At 44.2% G+C, this 25,945-nt stretch carries 16 protein-coding genes; 5 read left to right on the top strand and 11 right to left on the bottom strand.

Translation table 11 applies throughout. From position 1 onward, the window contains the following. Nucleotides 1–18: 18 nt before the first annotated feature. The 5 genes from ACX6CI_RS16765 to ACX6CI_RS16745 form a co-directional block, all read right to left on the bottom strand. Complete coding sequence (locus ACX6CI_RS16765) at nt 19–726, bottom strand: DUF554 domain-containing protein (protein WP_458774799.1); 708 nt, start codon at nt 724–726, stop codon at nt 19–21. A 264-nt stretch (nt 727–990) separates the two neighbouring features. Then, complete coding sequence (locus ACX6CI_RS16760) at nt 991–3,807, bottom strand: cache domain-containing protein (protein ID WP_458774798.1); 2,817 nt, start codon at nt 3,805–3,807, stop codon at nt 991–993. Between the two features lie 228 nt (nt 3,808–4,035). Next, complete coding sequence (locus ACX6CI_RS16755) at nt 4,036–5,397, bottom strand: sigma-54-dependent transcriptional regulator (protein WP_458774797.1); 1,362 nt, start codon at nt 5,395–5,397, stop codon at nt 4,036–4,038. Further along, on the bottom strand, nt 5,375–7,279 hold the full coding sequence (locus tag ACX6CI_RS16750; RefSeq protein WP_458774796.1) for a cache domain-containing protein: 1,905 nt from the start codon (nt 7,277–7,279) through the stop codon (nt 5,375–5,377). Before ACX6CI_RS16750 ends, ACX6CI_RS16755 begins: the two co-directional genes overlap by 23 nt. Continuing rightward, nucleotides 7,276–8,166 (bottom strand): tetratricopeptide repeat protein, encoded by an 891-nt coding sequence (locus ACX6CI_RS16745; RefSeq protein WP_458774795.1) that lies wholly within the window; start codon nt 8,164–8,166, stop codon nt 7,276–7,278. The genes ACX6CI_RS16750 and ACX6CI_RS16745 overlap by 4 nt, the downstream gene beginning before the upstream one ends. 524 nt (nt 8,167–8,690) lie before the next feature. Between ACX6CI_RS16745 and ACX6CI_RS16740 the strand changes: the two genes are divergently transcribed. Both ACX6CI_RS16740 and ACX6CI_RS16735 read left to right on the top strand, forming a co-directional pair. Next, on the top strand, nt 8,691–9,668 hold the full coding sequence (locus ACX6CI_RS16740; RefSeq protein WP_458778479.1) for a TAXI family TRAP transporter solute-binding subunit: 978 nt from the start codon (nt 8,691–8,693) through the stop codon (nt 9,666–9,668). Between the two features lie 291 nt (nt 9,669–9,959). Then, entirely contained in the window at nt 9,960–10,940 is a 981-nt protein-coding gene (locus tag ACX6CI_RS16735) for a DUF3616 domain-containing protein (RefSeq protein ID WP_458774794.1), read from the top strand. Nucleotides 10,941–11,009: 69 nt separating this feature from the next. Here ACX6CI_RS16735 and ACX6CI_RS16730 read toward each other — a convergent pair whose 3' ends face one another. The 6 genes from ACX6CI_RS16730 to ACX6CI_RS16705 all read right to left on the bottom strand — a co-directional run bounded on the left by ACX6CI_RS16730 (nt 11,010) and on the right by ACX6CI_RS16705 (nt 19,731). After that, nucleotides 11,010–12,710 carry an L-lactate permease gene (locus tag ACX6CI_RS16730; RefSeq protein WP_458774793.1) on the bottom strand — a complete coding sequence of 567 codons (1,701 nt, stop codon included), beginning with the start codon at nt 12,708–12,710 and terminating at the stop codon, nt 11,010–11,012. A gap of 500 nt (nt 12,711–13,210) precedes the next feature. Further along, a complete protein-coding gene (locus ACX6CI_RS16725) occupies nt 13,211–14,635 on the bottom strand; it encodes a transferase (protein WP_458774792.1) in 1,425 nt (474 codons plus the stop codon). A 93-nt stretch (nt 14,636–14,728) separates the two neighbouring features. After that, nucleotides 14,729–15,286, bottom strand: a complete 558-nt coding sequence (locus ACX6CI_RS16720; RefSeq protein ID WP_458774791.1) for a CBS domain-containing protein — start codon at nt 15,284–15,286, stop codon at nt 14,729–14,731. A 330-nt stretch (nt 15,287–15,616) separates the two neighbouring features. Next, nucleotides 15,617–16,003, bottom strand: coding sequence for a DUF423 domain-containing protein (locus tag ACX6CI_RS16715; RefSeq protein ID WP_458774790.1), 387 nt, complete (start codon nt 16,001–16,003; stop codon nt 15,617–15,619). 177 nt (nt 16,004–16,180) lie between these two features. After that, nucleotides 16,181–16,429 (bottom strand): hypothetical protein, encoded by a 249-nt coding sequence (locus ACX6CI_RS16710; RefSeq protein WP_458774789.1) that lies wholly within the window; start codon nt 16,427–16,429, stop codon nt 16,181–16,183. Between the two features lie 140 nt (nt 16,430–16,569). After that, entirely contained in the window at nt 16,570–19,731 is a 3,162-nt protein-coding gene (locus ACX6CI_RS16705; protein ID WP_458774788.1) for an NAD-glutamate dehydrogenase domain-containing protein, read from the bottom strand. Nucleotides 19,732–20,482: 751 nt separating this feature from the next. On the opposite strand from ACX6CI_RS16705, the gene ACX6CI_RS16700 reads away from it, so the two are divergent. The 3 genes from ACX6CI_RS16700 to ACX6CI_RS16690 are packed head-to-tail and all read left to right on the top strand — an operon-like array spanning nt 20,483 to nt 25,934. Beyond that, on the top strand, nt 20,483–22,336 hold the full coding sequence (locus ACX6CI_RS16700; protein ID WP_458774787.1) for an AMP-dependent synthetase/ligase: 1,854 nt from the start codon (nt 20,483–20,485) through the stop codon (nt 22,334–22,336). A 1-nt stretch (nt 22,337) separates the two neighbouring features. Next, a complete protein-coding gene (locus ACX6CI_RS16695; protein WP_458774786.1) occupies nt 22,338–24,725 on the top strand; it encodes a 3-hydroxyacyl-CoA dehydrogenase/enoyl-CoA hydratase family protein in 2,388 nt (795 codons plus the stop codon). A 36-nt stretch (nt 24,726–24,761) separates the two neighbouring features. Continuing rightward, the gene (locus tag ACX6CI_RS16690; RefSeq protein WP_458774785.1) at nt 24,762–25,934 is read left to right on the top strand and encodes an acetyl-CoA C-acyltransferase; all 1,173 of its coding nucleotides are present in this window, start codon (nt 24,762–24,764) and stop codon (nt 25,932–25,934) included. Nucleotides 25,935–25,945 lie beyond the last annotated feature (11 nt).

The following is a 25,945-nucleotide window of genomic DNA, read 5'->3' as shown; positions in this document are numbered from 1 at the left end:
TACGTTGTCTCTAAGGCTCTAGCCTATTGATAGTCCGGTCCAGTGCATAAAGGCAAAGTATACGAGCGGCAGGAAGATTGCGGGGAGGAGGTTACCGATTCGTATCGTTGTAATCTTGAGCATGTTCATTCCAATGGCTAAGATCAACAGGCCGCCAACGGAGGTCATCTGGCCAATGGTCTCGGGAACAAGCAGGTCTTTCATGAGGCCTGCTGAAACTGTAATCAGACCCTGGTACAAAAATACCGCAAGGCCCGAGAACATAACCCCCAAGCCCATAGCCGATGCAAAGATAATCGAGGTGACGCCATCAAGGACCGATTTTGCAAAAAGTGTCTGGTGATTACCGGTTAGCCCGCTTTCAAGAGAGCCGACTATTGCCATTGATCCCACGCAGAAGACTAGGCTGGCGGTGACAAAACCCTTGGCAAATGATCTGTTATCCGATGACTTGGATGTAACCCTGCTTTCCAGAAAGGCTCCAAATTTTTCTAGCTTGGTCTCGATTTTCAGCCATTCTCCAAGGATTGCGCCAATAATAACAGAGAAAATTACAATCATAAGATTGTCAGAGGTTAAAGCGCTCTTTATGCCAATGAGCATAACGGACAACCCCACACCACTTAAGATAATTTCTTCGTAATTTTTTGAGATCCCTTTACTAAAGAGTAGTCCAAGAAGGCTACCTGCAATAATAGCAAGAGCATTAACTATTGTTCCGAGCATTGTATGGCCACAACCATATAATAGGTGATAAGAAAAGGAAGGGAAATTCCCATCCGGTTTATAATTGTCGTTGGAGAAGTTGTTATACCACCGGAAGGCAAAAATTAAACGCTTCTTTGACGCTTTATTGGAGTTGTTGCAATATATTGTGTCAGGATGAGGGTATGTTGTTAGTACCTTGGCAAGTCATTCCTTGTTTTTTATGGATGAATTTCGTGAAGGTCTTTCTCCTGGCTTATTTCCCGTTTACCGGGATTAGCTGACTTATAAAGCATAGACACGCTCAACTTCCCGTTGGATATCCTGGAGCCGGAACGGTTTTGCAATGCGGCCTTTAAATCCAAATTTTTCATACTGTGCCATTATCGGATCCATGGCATAACCACTTGTTGCTATTACCTTAGCATCAGGGTCGATTTCAAGAATCTTCTGTACGGCTTCTTTACCGCCCATACCCCCTGGAATTGTAAGGTCAGATAGTACCAGGTGGTAGGGTTCGTTGCTCTGAAAGGCTTTCTGGTACATTGCAGTTCCCGTCTTTCCTTCACTGGCAACATCAACTGAGTGGCCGATTTCACAGAGGATGCCTGTGAGTACATCCTGCAACACATGATCATCCTCTATGATTAATATTCTAAGTCCATTGTCTTTACTCTGATGTATTGATGTTACCAATGGACGATTGGTCTCATGATCAGTTGAAGTACAGGCGCGAAGGATGATAGAAAATGTTGATCCTTTCTCGGGAGCTGATTCGACACTTACACTGCCTTTGTGCTTATCTATAATACTATAGACCATGGAAAGGCCGAGTCCGTTACCATCTGTTTTAGTGGTGAAGTAGGGATCAAAGATCTTATTCTGAATCTCCTGACTCATGCCGATACCATTGTCGCCTATGATAAACTCAATGGTGTCCCTTCCTCTATGAGACGTACTCGCTGGAATGTTTTTTGCGCCAATTGTGAGTGTGCCCCCTGTGGGCATCGCATGTTTTGCGTTTATGACGAGGTTGGAGATCACCTGTGATATTTGCCCGGGGTCAGCTTGTATATGCCAGAGATCGTTTGAAATACTGTATTGAGCAACTACAGAGCTGCCGCTCAGATTAAAAGGAACAACGTCCATGAGCATCTCTTTGAGGTTGACCACTTCTGTCAAAGGCTCTCCGCCCCGTGAAAATGTGAGGAGTTGGGTGGTGAGGCTTTTGGCTCTCTGTAAAGAGTCAAGCGCAATCTGGAGGTGTTTTTTTACCTGTTCATCCTGTTGAACTTTAATGTGTGCAAGCTCTATGTTGCCAAAAATTCCGGAGAGTATGTTGTTGAAGTCATGGGCAATACCACCTGCAAGGAGTCCTACCGATTCAAGCTTTTGAGCCTTGAACAGTTCTTCTTCTGTTTTTAATTTCTCCGTTTCATCCCTGAAGACCACAACATTGCCTATTATCTCCTGGTCTTCTGTATAAATAGGGGCACTGCTCATTGTCACTTTGTACTCTTTGCCGGATCTTGAGGTGAGAGTGAAATGCTGCTTACTCAGCATAGTTGCCAAGGTGTTGGAGCTACCTTTGTTATTTTTCAGCTCTGAACTCTCAATATCCAGTACGTCGTTGACATTTTTGCCCTGGGCTTTTTCCTGTGTCCATCCTGTCAGTTGCTCCGCTACCTTGTTGAACAGCTGGATGTTGCCCTCTGTATCTGTTGCCACAACACCGTCAGCTATTGAGTGCAGGGTAATTAAAAGTCGTTTTTTCTCCTGGTCGAGTTCCTGCTCAATGCTGATCTTATCTGTAAGCATCTGATTTGCATAATTTGCCAGTTTGTCAAATTCTGCAAAACGAAGGTTGTCTCTATTGATAAGCTGAGAAGATTGGGTTGCTGTTTTAAAAAAATCAACAAAGTGTAGAAAGTCATTTTCTAACCTTTTACTCAGCCAGTGAAAAATAAAAATGGTGAATAAAAATACTATGAGAAAGATAATCGTTACGAAAAGTAGTCCATGTATCAGGCGTTTCTGTAGACTTTTTTGCATTGCTGCAATTTTGTTTTCGATATCATCTGTATAGAGACCCGCTGCGACAATAAAGCGTCCCTTTCCCGCAAGCCTGAAAAAGCTTGTTTTGGGACTGGGATTTGGGTTGTCAATTTTTCTGTACCAGTAATCAACAAAGCATTGTCCATGTTCTCGCAGGCCTTGTAAAAATTCCCTGCGAAACATCTTGCCTTTAGCATCTTTGAAATCATCAGCAATAGTCTTGCCTGTATCATTGGGCCGGTTGGGGTTTGCATAGACCTTTGCAAAATTTTTCCCGCCATTAATGTTGAGGAGTTCGTTAATAAAAACATAGCCTCTGTCATTTGGGCCAAACCGATTTGCGGTAACATAGTGAGTAATGATATTCTGCATGGATTTCTCGACGGCACTCAGGTAAGTCCCCGTTCCGATAATCCAGTCATATGGCTCAAAATGTTTTACATAGGAGATCTTCTGGTTGTTGTTACTGTCACTGTTGGGTTTAGACCAGAAGTAGGAGTGAAAACCTTCCCCGTGGGACTGTGCAGTGTGTATTAAGTCCCTAACAACAGGATTGCCCCTTGAATCTTTACTTGCTAACAGATTTTTCTTTTCAATTTCAGGATCATTTGGAGAAAGTTCGGCGTACCCGTCAAAAGAAATGATAAAATAGTACCCGTCACCATTATCGAAACGAACAGGTCGCAGGGCGTCTCTTATTATCTGCTTGATATCCTCTTCTGTTTTTGTGTCTTTGTTTTGTTCATGAATATTTTTTGCGATGGCATAGGCTTCAAGGACTCGTTGCTTGGAAATGTTTTGGGCTTGGGTGTAATGTTTGTCAACTTCGTAGTCAATGAGTTTGGCGACACGATCTACTTCAAATTTAATGAGTTTTCGTTGCGCTTCAACGTACTCTGCGCGCATCTGTGCGCCTCGCTCGCGTCCTTCATTTAGTCTCGTGTAGGTTTTAAAGCCAAGGGTGAAAATGGCGAGAAGTAAAAGTAAAACAGTTACTGTGAGCCGAATGGTCTTGATGAATTGATATTTTTTATAGCGTTTTGCCATCAGTGGGAAAATATAGTTGGTCGTACGTCTTCGATGCCAGCGTAAATACCTGACTGTATATTATAGCGTCTCGCAGTATAAATAACATAGGATGAGCTAAAAGCAAAGTTGAGATAAATTATTATTTTCCCACAATTTTCCCATGGAGTGTGAGCCCCTGGTGAATGAGTAATAATATGGACGGGATAGTGAGTTGTTGGTTGAAAACAACTAAAGGTTACCTTAGATTTATAGTTTGTCCAGTCGGTATCGCAGGGTTGCCCTTGAAAGACCTAAGAGTCGAGCGGCCTTTGATACATTATTGCCAGCCACCTCCATTGCGTACTGAATGTAGCTTTTCTCAAGGTCTTCCAGGCCGACTCTGTGGTCACGCATCAGGAGTTTGACCACCTGGGTCAGGTTGAGTTCTCCTAGAGGTTTGCCCTGGCTTTCATGGAGGATTACATGTTGGGCGGTGATTTTGTCACCTTTGCTGAGAATCATTGCTCTTTCCAGCACATTACGCAGTTCCCTGATGTTGCCTTTCCACGGATGATTGTAGAGCATGTCTAATACTTTCTCAGTCATGGTGGGGGGACGCCTGCCAAATGCATTACTGAATTCATTTATGAAGTATTGTGAGAGTAGAGGGATGTCACCCCGTCGTTCTCGAAGGGGCGGAATACGCATGGGAAAGACACTTATTCTGTAATAGAGGTCCTCTCTAAAGGTCTTCTCCTGTACCATTTGTTCCAGATCTTTATTGGTGGCTGTAATGATCCTCACATCGGACTGGATAGTTTTATTGCCCCCAAGGCGTTCAAAGCTTTTAGACTCCAGAACCCGCAAAAATTTAGCCTGGACATCAAGCTCCATATCGCCGATTTCGTCGAGGAACAGTGTACCCCCTGAGGCGAGTTCGAACTTTCCTTTTTTCAGCTGATGGGCTCCGGTAAAAGCCCCTTTTTCGTGACCAAAGAGCTCGGCCTCAAGCAGTGTAGACGGGATGGCCGCGCAGTTGACCGGAAGAAAGGGACGCTTGGAACGTGGGCTGTTAAGATGTGTAGCCCTTGAGAGTAGTTCCTTCCCTGTGCCGCTTTCTCCTGTAATGAGGACAGTGGTGTCGCGGTGGGAAACCTCTCCTGCCATTCTAAGAATTTCGCATATCTCAGCCGACTCTCCAATAATATTATTGAAGGTGTACTTGCCTTCAATTTCACGCCTGAGGTACTTAACCTCAGAGGTAAGTCTACTGATTTGATGAGCTCTCTTGATGCTTGAGAGTAGTTTTTCTTCCGTGAACGGTTTGGTTACATAATCAAAGGCTCCCTCATGAATTGCTTCAACCGCATTATCGATTGACCCAAAGGCCGTTACAACGATAATCGGGATCTCAGGCTTTGCGTTTTTAATATGTTTTAGAACCTCCATACCGCCTATTTTTGGAAGCTTAAGATCTGTGATCACCATATGTATGGTTTCACTGGTGAAGGTGTTAATTGCCTCCTCTCCGTCACAGGCCTCAAAAATGTTAAGATCCATACCCGAGAGCAACATTTTTATCACCTCTCGCATTCGTGCTTCATCTTCAACGATCAGTAGATTCGACATTGTCAATATGCTCCTTGATTATACATGGAAAATAGAGGTGAAAGGTTGTGCCTTTGTTTGGAATACTATCAACTTGAATGTGCCCACGGTGGAGTTTTACCAGTTGGGATACAATGGAAAGTCCAAGGCCAACACCGTCGTCATGGAAAGAAACAAAGGGATCCATGATGTTTTCGACCTGCTCTTGTTGAATGCCGTGGCCCTCATCGGTAATGGAGACAATCAGCCATTTTCTGGCAACAGAAAATGGGTTTCTGATGGAGATGAATCTCTTGCTGGAACCATCAATCTTTGGGTCGGTTTCATAACGAACAGATATGATAATGGTGCCGCCACCTGGCATTGCTTTGAAACCATTAAGGAAAATATTAAGAAAAATCTGGCGGATTTGTCCTGGATCCGCCTCTATGAGGGGTACCTTCTCAGGAAGATTTCTAACAATTCGGTAACCATCAGCTAAATATTTTTCTTCCATGGCTGAGAGGATTTCCTCAAGGTGTTGTGCTATGTCAATCTCTGAAAATACGGGAGTCGCGGGTTTTGCAAAGGCAAGAAAAGAGTTAAGTGTTGTATCAAGGCGGACAACTTCGTCCATAATGAAACTTGCTGCTTTTTCCCGCATCTCCCATGGACGTTTTTGGTCAAGGACCACCTGGGTTGAACCGAGAATAATACCAAGAGGGTTTTTGATCTCGTGGGCGATACCTGCTGTCATCTTACCTACGGCTGCAAGTTTTTGTTTTTCCCTGAGTTCGACGTAGGTGGACTTGAGCTCGGTCAAACTGTTTCTAAGAGATGCGGCCATCTTGTTAAATGCTTTTGCGAGGTCTCTTGTGACATCGGGGTCACTTTCCAGTACACGATATTCAAGGTCGCCGCTGGTGACACGCTCAATACCTTTTTTGAGTTGAAGCAGAGGGCTGATTATATTTTTGCTGAGTAGAAGACTTAAGACACTTGAAAGAAGGATAGCCGCAATTACAAGACTTATGGTCGTCTGTTTGATGATATGAATTTTCTGCAGGTAGCTGGAGGTTGAAACTGTGATACCGATGGTCCAGTCGTTATTTTTGTAGGCTGTATATGAGGTGAAGAATTGTTCGTCACCCAGTTGTGTCAGCCCAGTGTCTTGCTGCTGGGCTTCAAACTGTAGTTTAATTGTTCGAAGCAGTTTCACTTTCTTGCTGCTGGCGGGTTGTGCCAATTGCCAGGGGTGAGCGATCAGGTGTCCGGTTTTGTTTTCAAATATATAGGCAATGGATTCTCTACCAATATCTATATCCTGTAAAAATCGTGAAAATGCGACGAGATCAACATCAATGCCGCAGATGCCAGAAAGTTCGTTATTCTCATCGTAAACGGGTGTTGAAACGGTGATACCCGGTTTTCGGTTAGATGCAAACAGGTACACAGTAGTCCAGTGGGTATCTTTGGCCGTTTCTGCTCCCTGGTACCAGGGTCGTGTCCTTGGGTCGAAGAGTTTATGGATCTCTGGTCTTTGGGGCGGCACCATGGCAAAATCACCAGCACTGCTCGCGTAATACATATTGACGAACTCAGGGTGGTCTTTTTTGAAAAGCCTGAGGTAGTCCAGGACCAGATCTTGTTGGTTCGGATCTATGAGGTGGTTGTCAAAAAAAGATGCCAGTAGCCTGACATTATACGTGTGCTGAGCAAGAAACGAGTCAACATGGCGTGATATCTGTCGCCCGGTTTCGATGGTGTACTGTTCCATCTGTTTTTCAGCCACCTTGAGTGCCTGGAGATAACCAAAATATCCAGTGATTGGCAGAAAGATAACAATGATAAGAACAAAGGCAGAGAAGATTCGAAGCTGAAAAGATTGATGCCATGTGGAGAAGAGGTTTTTGACTGTTTTCATCTCCGCTGCTCCTGTTTCTTTAGGAGTAGTGCTGTGAGTTCGTTTAATTCATTTTGTCCAAGTTCAGTTTGGGCAATTTCTTTTTGTATAATAGTGATGTCAGCTGGGGTTAGATCATCCCGGTTGGCCAGAAGTTTAAGGGCGCTTGGGATTACACTGCTTTTTGCAGCATGCTGATGAAGCGATGTGTAGTGACCAAGACTGATCGCAGCGCTTTGTCCATGGCGGATGAGTTCAAGATAGGTCATCTCCCCCCAGGTAAGGGGCGCCTGTGGAGAACTCTGGTCCGAGACATCTGGGCTTTGCGAAAGGTTAATGGATGTCCATGGAACATATGGTGGGTGGGTTACCGGTTGGCTTTTGTACTGTTCAATAATCGTATTATAACTGATAATACCTTTGGTCTTTTGGCCAAGAAGGTCGGTTGTGATCCAGCCATGGTACCAGAGTGCTTTTGCCGCAACCTCAGGAATATCCTGATATCTTATAGCTATCTGCAGGTAGTTTTCTGCAGCTTTTTTTTGCCCGCCGAGCGAACTCAGGCGATAGTCAACGCCTAGCTGGAGGTAGGCGATTTCAAGCTCTGTATCTCCTCTCTGCATTCGTTCTTCTGGGAATAATATGGAAACCGAATTAAAAAGAGCAATTTGTCTGGGAAGAGTAGTGTCGGATACTTTGGCCAAGAAGAACTGTTCGGAGGCGGAAGCCATTTGGGGCACTTTGAAACCGTTGATTTCAATGTAGGCTATCTTCTTTTCGCTTTCCTGCTGTTTTTCTTCCCTGGAACTACAGGAACAGGCGCATAACAAAACGATACAAAGAATAAGAGATCTTGTAATAAAAGGTGAAAACGCTTTGATCGGTTGGTCTAAAAAGACAGTGATCATGTAAAAACCTTTGATGTAAAGAGTTGTATCGTATTAATCTTAGTCCCGTATAGCCTATCGGGCGATCTCCTGCAATGGTTCTATTCTCCGCGTTCAATTTTTAATAGTCTCTTGAAAATGTAAAATAAAGTGTAAAATTGATTATATCCTCAAAATCCTATCTAACATATTGTTAGTTTTAGTTATCATGGATAATTACTATTATATCTCATATGTGAGTTTGATCATATGCTCAATAAATAGGAAGGGAAAATTAGTGTGTAGGGGTAATCTTTTGATTTCTAATTGTTTTTTTGTAGCCCGCTGTAGAGAAAAATTACCACGAATATTCGAGAAATTGCGGTTTAATCACTTTTTTCCTTTGTAATGGTTGTCCATTTGCAATAAAATCAATCCTACGAAAATCTACAATCCCTTCAAGTCGTAAAGGCTCGTACGGGGCGGGGGATTGCACGGTGAAAAACGATGTCCGTTGGGGGCAATCACTGTTAATCAGCATCAAGAGGAGAAATTGTATGAAGCTTATGAACAAACTGGCAGTAACCACAGTGTCCTGTTTTGCCTTGGCACTTACCGCATTGCCAACCACTTCCCAGGCTAGCGATCAAACATTTGTAACCATTGGAACCGGTGGTGTTACAGGTGTTTATTATCCTACTGGCGGCGCAATTTGTCGTCTGGTGAATAAAGGTAAGAAAGAGCATGGTATCCGTTGCTCTGTTGAAAGTACTGGTGGCTCTGTATATAACCTCAATGCTATTGCTGGTGGCGAACTTGATATGGGTGTTGCCCAGTCAGATTGGCAGTACCACGCGTATAACGGAACTTCTAAGTTTGAAAATCAAGGTGCGAACAAAGATCTACGCGCAGTTTTCTCTGTACATCCAGAGCCTTTTAACGTTGTTGCCAGAGCCGATTCCGGAGTTAAGAACTTTACTGATCTTAAAGGCAAGCGTATGAATATCGGTAATCCAGGTTCCGGAAGTCGTTCCACCATGGAAGCTGTGATGGAAAAGTATGGCTGGACTAATGATGATTTTAAACTTGCCTCTGAGCTAAAGGCAGCTGAGCAGTCTGCAGCTCTTTGTGATAACAAAGTTGATGCCATTGTTTACGTCGTTGGTGTTCCTAACGGTTCTATCAAGGAAGCAACCACCGCATGTGACGCTGTAATGGTAAACGTTACTGGTAAAGAGATTGATGAGCTTATTGCAGACAATCCTTTTTACAGAACTGCAACTATTCCTGGTGGAACCTATCGTGGTACCGATGCTGACACCACAACCTTCGGTGTAGGTGCAACTTTTGTATCTTCTGCCAAGGTTCCTGAAGACACCATATATCAGGTTGTAAAAGCAGTTTTTGAGAATTTTGATGACTTCAAAAAACTGCATCCTGCATTTGCTAACCTGAAGAAAGAAGAGATGATTAGTGATGGTCTCTCTGCTCCTCTTCATGATGGCGCCATGAAGTATTATAAAGAAGCTGGTTTAATTAAGTAATCTGCTGATTGAAGGGGTATGGGCAATTGCCCATACCCCTTTTCCTTTTTGTGCTGAATTCTACGTACCACCTGCGCACCACATCCTGCCATCGTCACCCACGTCCAAGGGTTGTTGTTTCTTTTGCTTAGATAGCATTCCTGTTGTTTCCTGAGCACTGCCCCGCTTGAATATAAAAAATTATTATACCCTTGCGATGAATCCATGGAGTACCTTAGAGTCGAATGGAGCACTTTGCTGTTATCTTGCGGTTGTGACCGAAGTAATAAATAGTTGTTTGGGAGATGAGCTATGACGAGAATTGTGACAGTAACCGTCCTGATAATTTTCATTATTTTTGCAAATGGGGTTGGCATGGCTAAGAATGAAAGATTGGGAGCTGATGGGAATGGTCTGATTATCCGATCTTTTGAAAGGTTGTACGAGCCTTCAGCTGTTGTGAGTTTACCTGGCGGGGATGTGATGGTCTTTGAAGATGAAGGACAAGCGCCTTCTATTCACAGAGTTACAGAAGACAAAGACGGCCTATTGTTAACAAGACTTGAAACAACGCTTCCAGATCTTGCTGCTAGTGATATTGAGGGGGCAGCATTGGGCAAGAGTGGTATCGTTGTCGCAATGACCTCCCATTCTAAAAACAGAGAGGGGCAGAAAAAGAATAAAAGAGAAAAGATTGTTTATCTGGACCCGGGCAAGAAATCAAAACCGATGGTTGTGAGCGGAGGAGGTTTGCTCAAAGAAATTAATCAATATCTGGCAACGATAGATAGCTCATTACAAAAAAAATCAGCTGATTTGAACATAGAGGGTATTTCATTTACAGCAGATGAAAAGGAGCTGTTGATTGGTCTGCGGACCCCGGTATATCAGCACAAGGCTATAGTTGTTAAGCTCACCAATCCCTATGAGTTGGCCTCTAAAAAGGCGAGTCCTCAATTGTCTCAGCAAAAGATGTTACTAGACCTTGGAGGGGCGGGAGTGAGGGCGCTTACCTATGATAAGAAAGCGGGTCTCTATTTTGTAGTAAGTGAGGTGGAAACGAAAAAAGGGAAGATGCGGCCTCGACTTTGGGCATGGAACAAGGAGACGGGATCGACTGTTCGAATGGTATTTACTGGTGTAAAGAAGCTAAGAAATGTAGAAGGGATAACAATTGTAGAGCATAAAAACAGAAGGTTTCTACTTCTCGTCTGTGATGATGGCAAGAAAAAGAAGAGAGAGGGGGCGAGCTATGTTCTGGTCGATATTGATCAGATAGAGCGTCATAGTTAGGGAGGGAAAGAACTGTGACAGCAATCCATTAAAGGATTGCTGTCACAGAGAAACTACAACCAGGTCAATTTACTTAGCCAATGCTACGAGCGGATCTGTAATTCCGAAGGTATGGATCGCGAGCATACCAAGTGCGCCTGCAAAGGCGACATAGTAGAGGGTTGGGATGACAGTCATACGAAGTGTCTTTCCTTCCTGGCCAAGTAGACCAACAGTGGCCGAAGCTGCAACCACGTTGTGGATAGCAATCATGTTACCGGCTGCTGCACCAATTGCCTGAAGAGCGACAAGGATTGCACCGGAGACAGAGAGTGCTCCAGCTACTTCAAACTGAAACTGGCTGAGCATCATGTTACTAACGGTATTAGAACCCGCAATAAATGCTCCCAATGCACCAATTGTAGGAGCAAAAATTGGGTAGACAGAGCCAAAGGTCTCGGCAACAAAACTTGCCATTGCAACAGGCATGGAAGCAAGCTCAGCACCATTAACACCTGAGTTGATCAGAATACGAACCATAGGGATGGTGAATACGAGTACAAATCCCGCTCCAACGAGGGTCTTACCGGCATCAGCTGCTGCAGATACGAGCTGAGCAGGCTTCATTCGGTGGAGGAACAGAGTAATAATACAAACAAAGAGAAGGATTCCACCTGGAAGGTACAGTGGCTGAACTGCTGCATTGATTCCGGTCTCACCGAGGATGTTTTTCACACCAAAAGATACGCTCTTAACGAATCCTTTGAGTTCTGGAGATACACGGGTTGCTACCAGGATTGCTGCAACAAGAAGATACGGTACCCATGCCATAACCATGGAGATTTTTTTCTCATCGGCACTTGGCTTTTTAATCGCCATGTTTCCAAGCCAGCCTTTAGGCCACTCTTCACGTGGTTGAAAGTCCCAGGTTTTCTTTGGCAATAAAAAGCCAGCTTTTGCAGCAGGTACAACAATAGCAAGACCAACAAGCGCACCAACGATTGATGGGAATTCAGGACCGAGGAAAACACCAGTCAGTGCATATGGAATGGTGAAGGCAAGGCCAGTGAAAATTGCAAATGGCATCATAGCAAGACCTTCAGTCCAGCTCTTGTTCTTACCAAAAAATCTGGTGAGCATGATTACCATAAGAAGCGGCATGAGAGTACCGACAATGGCGTGGCCAATTGCAACTTCAGAGGTGATAAGACGGAGGAACTGTTCCCAGCTTGAACCTTGAGCTGCGAGCTGAACGCCCAAAGCACCATGGTCCAGACCATTGGTTACACCGATGAGGATTGGAGTACCTACAGCACCAAAAGATACCGGGGTGGACTGAATCATCATGCCGATCATAACAGCGCCCAGTGCAGGGAACCCGATGGCAACGAGCAGTGGAGCTGCAATAGCAGCAGGTGTTCCAAAACCAGAAGCACCTTCAATAAAACAACCGAATAACCAGGCGATGATCAGGGCCTGAACTCGACGATCCGGGCTGATGTTAGTAAAGCCTGCACGGATTGTAGTGATTGCCCCGGAGTTCTGCAGGGTGTTGAGGAGCATGATGGCGCCGAAAATAATCCAGAGAACAGCGATCGTTACGATGATTCCCTGAATCGAAGAAGCAAGTACGCGGGTGAAACTCATATCCCAGAAACCAAGAGCAATACCTGCAGCTGTTAGATACACAACAGGCATGGCTCGCCTAGCAGGCCAATGGAGGCCGACGAGTAGAATTGCAGCAACAATGATTGGCGTTGCTGCCAGTAGAGCTTGGAATGATGTTGACATAATTACCTCTTTTTTCGTGTTGTAATAAAGTTTGTTACTATGATTTTTCATTGTTCTGAAAAATCAAGAACCTGGCTCCAGTCACAAATCCGAAAAGGTAGCACCTAGATACCAATCGGTTTGTGGTAGGAAAATTATTTTCCAATGGTCGGGATGGTATTCTATGGGGGTGTGGGTTGTCAAGTGATTTTTTGCGGTATTGTTAAAGACTAAAACCCTTTGTTTTGAGGGTTTTTCCGGTCTATGTCCTGTAAGGTGTTGCGATTCCATTCGAACTTTAGGTAATTGGTACTACCAATATTGTTTTGGTTTTTTGAAAAATAATTATGCGAAAGGTGGGACCATTGGAGCAGTGTTGTTGTAATTGGTTTGGTTTGTTAGCCAAAAAGAAATAAAAAAGGCTCATCCGGCAGATGCCGGATGAGCCTTGGGGTGTTATCAGTGTTACCTGTTACGGCAACTATGAAAATTTGCTTATTATCTAATTTTTCAACGTACCCTTAAGGAAGTATACGGATTGTGGGGTACATTCCTTCCATACCGCCAAACTGGAAGGGTTGGATGGTGTTGAGTGAGAGCTTTTGGTTCCGTTGTGCGTGGCCATCATTTTCACCGTTTTCGAAAAAGGCACCATTCACTTCAAGAATATGATGTATACGGTCTTTAAAGGCTTTTACAAGAAGGGCTCCGTTACCTTCAAAATGCATTCTGCCTTTGGTTAGTGGCCCTCTGTGCGCCTCAAGTTGTTCCAGGGAGAGACTGTTGGTCTCAAGGTCTTCCATGGAGCGTATGAGTCCCCAGGCAATATGCCCCGGTGGAATGGTGATTGCTGTTTCACTGTCGATAATGGTGTGTGGCATTATGATACTGTTTTCTCCAACAGTCACACGGGCATCGGCTTTACCAAGGACAAAACTGTTAAAGCCTGTGAACACACCTGGTTTAAGATCAGCTTCAAAGATCTTAGAGCCGTGGGCAGAAACGTTGTATCCTTCAAGATTTGAATTGATGATAAAACAGTTTTCCTGGGCATTGGCACCTTTGCCGAGGCTGGAGTTCTCGATATAAGCCCGCTGAGATATAAGAACATTTTCAGCAATCTTAAAATTGGGTAGTACAACTGCGTATCGATCCAGCGATGATGTCTCGGGAACATTGTCCATATCATCCAGATTAACAAAATCAAAGACCCGCTGAAATTTCTCCTTTCTCTCTTCGATAAAGTCGATCAGTTTTCCTAAGGGAACGTTGTTCTCCTGGGAAAGAGTGACATACTCTTCCAATCCATCTTTGGGGTATTTATAGAGGAAGTTGAAATTGCCGGGACTATTAACCCAGATGGTTCCTGGCTCGACATTGAGATGGGATATTTCACCCGCCTGTATATACGAATAGGCTCCAATGGCACAATCTCGCATGGTGGTGAGGTCAACCGTTGCAAAAGGGCCTAAGAAACATCCATCAGAAGGGGCGCCGTGGATGTTGGCGTAATCCATGGAAAGTGTATCTTTGATGAAAAAACGATCTGGAGTTTCGGGATCATGTGAATAGTTATGAACAAGCGTTTTAATAAGGGCACTGTCCTGCACATCAATAACTTCATCTTTTGTGAGGGTGATCTCAAAACCGTGTGATTTGTACACGTCTCCTTCGCGCTTTAACTCATCGCCACGGATATCACTCTTGTAAAGAATGGAATTTTTGACCTTGCACTTACCTAAAAAATAGCTTCCGGCAAGAGCCGAATGTTCAAAATGAAGGTCCAGTGGATGATCAGTTGTTATGCCGTAAAAGGCGTAAAAGTTTTTCATCTGGTCAATGGCGATGAGGTGTTTGGCGTAGGGGTTTACGTCAAATTTCATCTCCCTGAGGTTGATGTTAACTCTTTGGACAATTCGCTGATATAATTTAATTAATTCGTTCATTTGCAACCTTTTCAGTAATATTATTAATATCTGACTCCAAAAAACAAGAAAAGAATATAAGAGTCTTTGAGACTCTTTTTTCCTTTAATGGGGTCAAATTTTAAGAGCTGTTATCTCACCAAAGACAGCGGCAAATACGTCTGCTACTCTTAATATACCAGTGATTTTCTCATCTTTTGTAACCAGTAGGGAGAGGTGCTTACCGGATACTAATTTGTGAATTGCCTGGTCAATACTTCCCTCTTCGTTAATGTATTCCCCAGAGGAGTGGGTTTGCATGAATTGCTCAACTTTTTTTCCAGCAGCCTTTGTAAGTGTTGTCTTGTTAATGATTTTACTCTGTTCACGGTATGCTGCTCGTAGTTCGACAAGATAGTCGTCACTGAAGTTAAACTTTTTGAGTTCCTTGATTTCCCCGACAAAATCGAATTTAGGTTCAATTGCCTTCAATGCACGTAACTGTGTGATTTTTCCAACGACATTACCGCTGTTGTCGAGTACGAGAACTGCTCTATGCTGATATTTACTTTCCGTGTACGTTTCCTGAGCTGCCTCCAAAGCCTGAACAGCTTCGATGAGCGGTGTCCCAATTTTCACGGTGGCGTATTCGGAAATTGGAACCATGAGATCCCTGGCAAGATAATTGTGCATACTTTCTCCTGTCTGTTAAATTTAAAAATCTAAAAACCGTTATTATATGTATAAGTGATAATTTCTATTGCATGATTTGATGTTTGTCAAAGAATTCTGTTCTGAATGGGTACAGAAAAGTTCAGTTTTTTAGCACCTTATAAATTATTTTCTGCGTTTTTGTGGCAGGAATTAATTTGGTGAAGGTACGTATCCCGACTTATTTCCAATCTATCAGGGTTAGGTAATTAGAGTGTGTTTGGTGGAGGGGGTTGTCAGGGTGGTGCTGTTTTGTCTGCAGCTGACTCCTGAGAATTTAGTCAGCTGCGAGCAAGGAAAAGTAGTGGCGGATTAGTGGCTTGGAGTTATACAGGAAAGTGCTGAAAGTATAAGCAACAACCAGCCAGCCATAAGGAAGAAACCGCCGAGGGGAGTAATAAAACCAAAGGGAGCAATAGAGACGCAGCTCTTTGTTAAGACAGAACCCTGGAAAAAGAGTGAGCCGATGATAAAGGTCCAGCCGGCTCTTTGAAATTTTGCCTCGGGAAAGAGGTGACTGAGGATTGCAATTGCAATCAGAGCAAGGCCGTGGAAGACAAGGTAGTCAGCAGCTAGATTAAAGTTGTCCAGTTTCCCTCTTTCAAGGAGAAATGGTTTGATTGCATGGGAGCTGAGTGATCGTGTGAGTACTCCGATGAATGCGGAAAGCCCACCTGAAATAAGAAAAAGTCGGGTCATATACCTCACCTTATGGATATGATATTTTACCCTGCAAAGGTGGCAATTCAGCAGGGTGTGAACTGATACGTGTCAGTCCACGTTATCCATGTCATCACAAAACGGCAAGGGTAGTATAGAGGTTGTCTGAAAATAATGATGTCTACAGACAACCGTTAAAGATGTTCTGTTCGTTATTTATGCACAGAGCTGTGATGCACTCAGTGATGACAGCCCTGCCTGGGTGATAAGAGAGTAATTACCGTCTATATCACTCTGGATTTCTCCATTCTTATCCATGCAGAGTAGAAGCTGTCTGGTCTCTTTCATGCTGAGGTTGATGGCAGCAGATATTGTTTTGATATCGACAACCTGTGGTTGTGGATTCGTCAGATTATTGCTTAGAATACTGAGTATGCGTAATTTATCTTCTTTCATCATCTTCATGTTACTCTCTCCGCAGTAAAGTAATAAAATAAGTAAAATTGGTACAATATGTTTAGTGACTTAGAAGTAATTTTCTTGTTTTTTGCAGGAAAATTACTTCGTGAAGGAACTTATCCCGGCTTATTTCGTGTTTACCGGGGTTAATCGTTCAGTGCCTTGACGATCGATTTCTCAAAGTTTTTTTCCACGTCGGCTGTAAATCGATCCCAGTCGGTGCCATACTTGTAATAGGCCATTGCCGCAATTTTCTTGCTGAGTATGGCGTTGCGATATGGGCGCAGTTCTTCGCTCCCAAGGTGGTCTATTATGTAGTCGAGTCCCAATTTGCTGGTGAGTACAGGCGGGATGTAATCCTGCAGTACTCGGCTGAGGATCTCTTTGTTGCTAGCGAGATCTTCGATATGCTCTTCGATCTTATCCTGAAGTTCAAAGATCAGTTCACTGGTTTTCTCTGAGAGATCAAAGAGAGGTGTTTCGGGATTCGCCTCATGGAGTTGCAGTAATAGCTTTGTTTCCTGCTGTGCATAACGACTCACCATCATCATAATGTCCTTGATCAGGCCCCACTGGGTGGCATGGTCTTCAAGGAGCTGTGATTCGTAACTGTCTCCGAGTAAAAATGCGGTGAGCACTTCGGCTATGGAGCTTGAGAAAACGCCGCCCTTATTGGCGCTGGAATCTTTAATCTGTTTGATTGATGTTTTGGTCGCAATGTAGCGTCTGGCGCTGTCGTCAAAGAACACATTTGCGCCTTCTACGATGAAGCGCAGTTCATTACAATTATGAATAAAGTCTTTGACATTACCTCTGTTGATGGTGTCTTTAAAACCTCCACAGGGAATGAAGGCCTGGATATTTGCCTGCTCCAGATATACTCTGTTTTCTGGTGCTGTGAGGAAGGTTCTGTGGAACATGGCGCAATCATCCACAATTTTCCCGTCTGGAAGAGCAATGTTCTGTCCACCAAGGGGGACCTGAAAACCTTTTTTGCTCAGTTTGTCTACGGGGTATCCGAGACTGTTAACCCGGGGAGAACCATTACGCATAAAACTGATTTTTCGTAGCTCTTTCTTATCAAGGCCTTCAGGGTCAAAGAGGATAGAACCTCCATCAATGATAAGACAGATCTTGCCCTTGTAGCATTGGATCTCATTGGCACCGAGATCTCCATCGGGGCCACCTGTAATCATCAGGTTGAGGTCTTTTTCTTCCACCTTGTAGTGCTCAATGAGTGCGCGAAAAGATGACATGACAGATGTAGTCGTCATGCCGGAAATCTCTACATTGTCCCCAATTTGTTCAAAAATATCGTCCATATTGGTGGTAACGATGGGATCTTCACCCTCAATGTGCAGCTCGACCCCTTTGTCATCAAGACCATAGAGACCAAATGCCTTGCCTGAATCCAGGAGGCCATAGGTGTCATGGGGGATACCGAAACTTTTCCCTGTGGTAAGAGTTCGCCAATGAGTGTAACCTCGCTCTTTAGAGCGAAGGGCCACGCTATCCATAAGTCCGGCTGTTCCTTCATCCGGGCCAAAAAAGACCATCTCAGACTGATTGTAGTAGTCCACAACGCAGCTCTCCGGCAGGAGGATCAGGTCCATTATACCCTCTGTGTAATCATAGAGAGCTTCTTTACCGATTTTTGCAAAATATGGATGGGGAATCACCACTCCTTTAGAACCACTTTCACAAATATCCTTATGTTTAATTCGTTGTGCCTTTGGTCCCAGAGCGTAGTTAAGTAGAACTGCCCCATCAACCTCGCTGTCATAATTAGATCTGGAAACTCGTAGCAGTCTTAAGCCACCCCTGGCAATGTTTGCAGCTCTCATATGGGTTCCACAGCCGTAGTGACCGTTTACAAAAAAGATACCAAAAACAAATTGGCTGAAAACGAGCGGGTCGAGGATGCGGTTGTCAAAGCGGAAAGAAAACGATCGTTTTTCCTCACAATAGAAGTTGGTTTTAAGGGTGGCGGAAACGATCTTAAACATGAAACAAAAGATGTCATAGCCGATGGGGAAATCGATAAATCTACTGTTGATGATTTTTTCAAATTTCTGCCAGGCAGTCTTGAGATCGGTATCACTTAAGTGTGGTTTTATGCTCGGGTCAAAGCGTGCTTTAAACAGGTTATAGAGTTCTTTGAGGCAGTCAGGATTTTTTAGAACGACCCGCTCAATCTGACCGACTTCATATGTTGACTTATTTGAATCCTGGATACGTTTGGCAAAGGCGTCCTGATGATCCTTGTCTGTAAGATGGCTGAGGATATCCTTGTCCGTTGCATTTTCTCTCTCTTTAAAGATGAAGAGATGGGTGAAGTCGATGGCGTTTATGGTAAAGAGCATTTCTTTAAAAGATAAGGTGCCATCGAGGTACAGTTTGTTTGCAGAGCCGGTGGGGCATGAAAGGAAATCTTTGAGATCCTTTACAAGGGCGCTTTCATCACGTCTGGTGAGTTCACCGCGGATATAAAGTGAGCAAAGAGAGGTGGGGAGATCAGATTCGGCAGCAAAAGGTTCCCAATATGCACGCACAAGTGTATAGCCGCGGTCATCGAGGATTTTCCGTAGTATGGGTAACTGTGGTGACTCAAAATCCGACTTGAACATCAGCCGTGTTTCACCGCTTTCAGGAAGGTTATACACCTGAATAAGTGGGGTCGTTGACTGTTGAGAGAGTTCGAGGAACCGGGCGTATCGCCTCCGGGTAGGCTCTGGAGTGACACTGTAGTCTCCTGCCAGTGCGTAGAGAAAAGGTGATTGAGAAAAATCCTCTTTTGCAAAATCTGCGATGGTCTCAGGTCTTATGATATAAGTATAATAGCCATTTTCCGGGCTATAGTAGTATTCTCTTCTATGGCCGGCGAGCATGTCTTCGAGTATTGCTTCCATGCTGTCACGGGTTTCTTCAGTGGCTATTCTGACACGTTGGCCTTCTGAACCATAGCTGAGATCAAAATCAATGTGGGCGACCCTGCCAAAAAGTGCAGCCCGGCCATCAAGTACTCTGATGCTGGATGCGATGGCCTGGAGAAGTTGGGTCAGGGATTCTTTTTGGATATGGGCGAAGAAGTAGGGGGGCAGGCCCAACTCTTGTAAGAGAATGCCCGCTGCGAGGTTGATGCAATTAGCAGTGAGCAGGCCATCAGCAGAAAGATCGATGACGGCTTGGTAAAGGATTCGTAAATCGAGTCCCACAGCCTCAGCCTTACTAATGATATCTGCGCCATCTGCAGGTAAAACGCCGTTTTTCCCAGTTAAGGCAATATCTTTTACGAGTTCCTGGTTCATGACATGTGTCCTTTGTCCCATTACGTGGCGTAATCAAAAGCTGATACAAATGCAGCAGTCCTTACACCAATTTTGATTGATCAAAAGTTCATCGAGTTCACTGTGTTACCGTTTTCAAACTACCTATCATAGTTGTCAATTAGCTAAGCAAATTATGTACCTGTTATTAGGGGACTTCTGCGTGCAACGGTGGCTGAGCTCTAAGGTGTTGAATATACATGTAAAAATATTATGAAATTATGGTCTGTAGATAAGTCCGCGTTTGGGGTATGGCTAAATAGCTGTTTTGTCTTTGATCATTTCCTCAAAGAAATAAATACAATCCCAGGTATTGTTTTTAAAATAAACGGAATATCAGTGCTATATGGGTTGATTTGATCATTTCATCAATATGTGATTGGTGTGAAGTTGATAGGAAAAAAATGAAGGCAATTTATTACTTTTTTAAAGTTAACGTAAAAATAGAGTTTCTACTGCGTTGATAAGAAAAACGATTATCTGGTAAATACACTATTGATTGTTAAACCGTTTGGTTTCAAGTAAATTACTGGAATCTTAGTTTATTGTTTGGTGTGTGATGTGGGTAATGACGTTTTACCTGTGAACACACAGGTCTTTTCCAATTGAAAGTCAATACGATTACAGGTTGACTTACACGTTAAGGTGAGGTATAGAGAAAAACATAAGGTTGATTTAACGTAAACGTTACGGTTGTGAGAAAGTGTGAACAGCATCTGGGGAGATCGTTCGTATGAATATTATGTCATATCAGTCAATCCCGGCAGTACTGAAAGAAAACGCACAAAAATTTAGTGATAAAACCGCAATTAGTTATAAGAAAAAAGGGGGGTTCCTCTCCCTGACCTATGCAGAGTTTTACGAACGGGTATTGATGCTCGCCAGAGGTTTGCGCAAGTCTGGAATGAAGCCAGGGGATAAGGTGGCTATTTTTTCAGAAAACCGGCTTGGTTGGGCTATCTCAGACTTTGGGGTTCAGAGTGCTGGTGGGATAACTGTTCCGATTTATGCAACAAACACCGGGAAACAGGCAGCCTACATCCTGAACCATTGTGAAGCAAAAATAGTGTTCTGTTCCACTAAGGGACAGTACGAAAAATTACTTTCAGTAAAAGACGATATCCCAAACGTTGAGCTGGTTGTTGCCTATGAACGATTCATGGGGGATCTCACTTTTCCTGTGTATACCCAGTATCAACTCTCCGAAGCCGGCACTCCACTGGATGATCGTGATAAAGCAGTTCTGGAAGAACAGATAGATGCTATTAAACAGGAAGATATCCTGACTATTATCTACACCTCCGGGACGACAGGAGTCCCCAAAGGGGTTCTTCTGACCCAGCGCAATGTAATGATCAATGCGGACTATGGGGCCAACCAGCTTGCAATGCCACAGAATGAGATGACGACCCTTAGTTTTCTGCCGCTCAGTCACGTGCTTGAGAGAACCGGTGGGTATTATGTGACCCTGCTTCATGGCAATCATATCGCCTTTGCAGAAAATGTTGCAGCGGTAATGGAAAATATGGTGGAGATACGGCCAACTTCAATGGTGAGTGTGCCCAGGCTTTTTGAAAAAATTTACTCCAGAATCTATGAAAGCGTCCACCAGATGCCTCAAATCAGGAGAAACCTGTTTCATCAGGCCATTGAAGTCGGTCGTGAATATGTACATAAGAAATATGTGACGAAGGAGCCACTTGGACTTCTTAATCTACGGTATCAAATCTATGACCAGCTGGTCTTTAAGAAAATCCGTGCCCGCTTTGGTGGCAGGCTGGAATTCTTTCTCTGTGGTGGTGCGCCCCTTGATAAGACCATTAACGAATTCATGTGGATTATTGGTATCCCGGTTTTTAACGGTTACGGCCTTACAGAAACGAGCCCTGCGGTAACAATTGCAAGTGCAGGTGAGGTTCGTTTTGATTCTGTGGGAAAATTTTTAAAAGATACCGAGGCAAAGCTTGCAGACGATGGTGAGTTGCTGGTGAAAGGTCCGCAGCTTATGAGCGGCTATTATAAAAACGAGGAAGCCACTAAAGAAGCATTTGAAGATGGTTGGTTTAAGACAGGCGACATCGCCCGTATTGATGAAGATGGCTTTGTTTACATCATTGATCGTAAAAAAGAACTCATCGTTACAGCAGGTGGAAAAAACATCGCCCCGCAACCCATTGAAAATGAACTGAAGCTTGATAAGTATATCTCACAGGCCATCGTTTTTGGTGACCGAAAGCCGTATATCGTGGCAATTGTTACTCCAAACCTCGAACGTTTGATCGATTGGGCAAGAGAGGAGGAGGTAAGCTACATCGATATAGATGAGCTGGTACACAACAAAAAAGTTGTTGATCTGTTTGCATCGAGAATAGAAGCAATGAATTCAAATTGGCCGTCATATAAAACCATAAAATATTTTTCCATTGTACCACGGGAATTTACCATTGAAGGAGGCGAACTGACCCCGACACTCAAGATGAAGAGAAAGGTAATTTATGAGAAATATAAGGATATTGTAGACGAGTTGTACGAGGCGAATGGGAGTGGCATTATTGCCCAGCCGAAAAAAATAATATTGGAGAACTAACATGAGGCAGATTAATCGAGTAGCCGTACTTGGTGCTGGTGTAATGGGTGCGACAATTGCAGCTCATCTGGCCAATGCCGGTCTAGAGGTACTATTGCTGGATATCGTTCCAAAAGAGTTGGATGAAAAGGAAAATGCCAAAGGCTTGACCATTGAAAGCCCCGTCGTCCGAAATCGAATTGCCCAGGCGGGCCTTAATGGTTTGCTCAAGATGAAGCCTGCTCCTTTCTATCTGAAAGAGTATGCCTCTCAGATCGCAGTAGGCAATCTCGAAGATGATCTTGCAAAACTCAGCGATTGTGATTGGATCATAGAAGTTGTTGTTGAGTATATGCCTATCAAACTTGATCTCTTGAAAAAACTTGTTCCCCATTTGGCTAAAGATGCCATCCTTACAACCAATACAAGTGGTCTTTCAGTAAATGAGATGGCAGCAGTTCTGCCACCTGAGGTGAAGAAAAATTTCCTTGCCACTCACTTCTTTAATCCACCGCGTTATATGCGTCTCATGGAGATCGTTCCATGTGAAGGTTCAGATCCTGCAATCGTACAGGGACTCAGTGACTTTATCGCCAAGCGTTTGGGTAAAGGAATTGTTTTCGCAAAAGATACCACCAATTTTATCGCCAACAGAATAGGTACCTACGCCATCTATAAGGGCATAGAGCATATGGTGGATATGGGGATGACAGTTGAAGAGGTTGATTCAGTGGCAGGGCCTGCTACCGCACGACCTAAGAGTGCCGCTTTTAGAACAGCTGACCTGGTTGGCCTTGATACTCTTGCCCACGTTGGAACCAACTCCCACGATCTGCTCCCGGATGATGAAGAGCGCGCGGTCTTCAAGTTGCCTGACTTCATGAAAAAAATGATCGATGCAGGTCAACTGGGTAACAAGACCAAGCAGGGCTTTTATAAGAAAGCCATGGTGGATGGCAAGAAACAGATTTTCTACTACGATTATAACAGTGGCGAATATCAGCCGCTTGCCAAGCCTAAATTTCCTTCCGTTATGAGCGTGAAGCAGGTGGATGACCCTGCACAAAAATTGAAGATGGTTGTGGCAGCCTCTGATAAGGCCGCTGAATTTGCCTGGAAGTCGATCCGCGACACCCTTATCTACACCATCAATAGAATTCCAGAAATAGCAGACGACGTTGTCAATGTAGATAACGCCATGCGCTGGGGTTTTAACTGGGAAATCGGTCCATTTGAGATGTTTGATGCCATTGGCGTGCAAAGCTTCGTCAAGCGCGCTGAAAAGGATGGCATTGCAATGCCTCCAATCTTAAAAGAGATAGAGTCCTTCTATCGCTTTAGTGACGCTGGAGTCAAAGAGTACTTTGACCTGGTCGAAAAAGGGTACAAGCCTGTGCCTGTGAAGGATGGGCAGATCAAGCTGGAGATCCTGAAAAAAGCCGGCAAGGTTGTGGAGAAGAATGCAAACTGTTCCATCCTTGATCTTGGTGATGGTGTCTTCGGATTTGAATTCCATTCAAAGATGAATGCAATCAGTGGTGATATTCTTGCCTGGACCCATAAGGCAATCGCCAGAGCTGAGTCTGAAGGTGTTGGTCTTGTTATAGCTAACCAGGGTGCAAACTTTTCCGTTGGTGCCAACCTTATGATGATGGCGGTGGCCCTTGCTGAAGGTGCGTTTGACGATATCAACATGGTGCTGAGATCCTTTCAAAAAGCCACCATGGCTGTGAAATACTCTAAGATCCCTGTTGTGTCGGCACCCTTTAACATGGCCCTTGGTGGTGGAGCAGAATATTGTCTGCATTCCGATGCTATCAATGCCTATGCAGAAACCTATATGGGGCTTGTTGAGATCGGTGTTGGCCTGTTGCCAGGTGGCGGTGGAACCAAAGAGATGGCCTTAAGGGCAATTGAGATTGCTCAGAAAAATAAAACCGACGTCCAACCATTTATCTTTAAAAATTTCGAGCAGATCGCCATGGCGAAAGTTTCCATGGGTGCTGCCGAACTCTATGGCATGGACTATATGAGAAACGGCGATTCCATCAGTATGGATATCGATAACCTCATTGGGGATGCTAAGCAGAAGGTTTTAGGTCTTGCGGTTAACTATAGACCTAAGCGTCCTGTTGAAAATATTCCTGCCCCGGGACGTGGAATTGCCTCAGCCATTAAGAGTCAGTTGTGGAATATGCAGATGGGTAATTTTGTTAGTGAATACGAAGCAGAGATGGGAACAATAATAGCAAGCGTCATGTGTGGTGGCGATGTGAACCCTGGAACCCTTATCAGTGAAGAATACCTCCTCCAGCTTGAGCGGGAAAACTTCTTGAAGCTTATTGGTAATAAGAAAACAGTGGCCAGAATTCAGCACATGTTGAAAACCGGCAAGCCTCTTCGTAACTAATTATAAAGTACTCATTACCCATAAGGGAGATATATCATGAAAAAAGCATACATACTGGCTATCCATAGAACTCCAGGTTGCCGGGCTAATAAAGGAAAATTAAAGGATGTGCGGCCAGACGATCTGGCAGCAGTAGCTATTAAAGGGCTTATTGAAAGAACTGAGATTGATCCCATGACAGTGGATGATGTCTATCTTGGATGCGCCTTTCCCGAGGCAGAGCAGGGAATGAATATTGGCCGCGTGGCCGGTATGAAGGCAGGGCTCCCCATAGAAGTCCCGGGACAGACTATGAATCGTTTTTGTTCTTCCGGGCTGCAAACCATTTCCAACGCAGCAGAACGTGTAATGTGCGGTTTTGCAGACTGCATCATCGCAGGTGGTGTTGAGTCCATGACCTGTGTTCCCCTTGGTGGTCTAAAATATAGCGCTAATCCTGATTTAATGGTGGATTGGCCTGAAGCCTTCTCCTCCATGGGCATCACCGCTGAACTGGTTGCAGAAAAGTACGGTATTGATCGTCTGGCCATGGATACCTTTGCCGCCGCAAGTAATGCTAAAGCTGCCGCCGCGATTAAAAACGGCACCTTTAGCGATGAGATCATCCCGGTTGAGGTTGAAAAGGATGTACTGGTCAACGGTAAGATTCAAAAGACCAAAGAAATGGTAATGGTAGATGACGGTGTTCGTGAAGGCTCTACAGTTGAGAGTCTTGGCAAGGTACGCTCAGCGTTTAAAGTTGGCGGGCCGGTGACCGCTGGTAACTCCTCTCAGCTGACCGATGGCGCGGCTGTTGCCATGGTTGTTTCTGAGGACTACCTGAAAAAAATAAGTAAGGATCCTTTTGCTCGTTTTCTCGCTTTTTCAGCCCGTGGCGTCGCTCCAGAACTTATGGGAATTGGCCCGATTGCAGCAATCCCTGAGGCCTTAAGACTTGCAGGTATCACGCAGGACGAAATTGATCTCATCGAACTCAACGAGGCCTTTGCAGCCCAGGCTCTTGCGGTCATCAAAACTCTGGGTTTGAACCCGGATATTATAAATGTAAATGGCGGAGCCATTGCACTCGGGCATCCCTTAGGTTGCACTGGTGCTAAATTGACCACGACTCTCCTCCATGAGATGGGACGTAGGAAGGCCAAGTATGGTCTGGTATCCATGTGTATTGGTGGTGGAATGGGCGCTGCTGGTGTCTTTGAAAAATATTAACTTTGCGAGGA

Source organism: Desulforhopalus glucosivorans (genome assembly GCF_054397165.1).
Note: the sequence above shows the minus strand (reverse complement) of the source record. Positions and strands in the feature narration are given on the sequence as shown.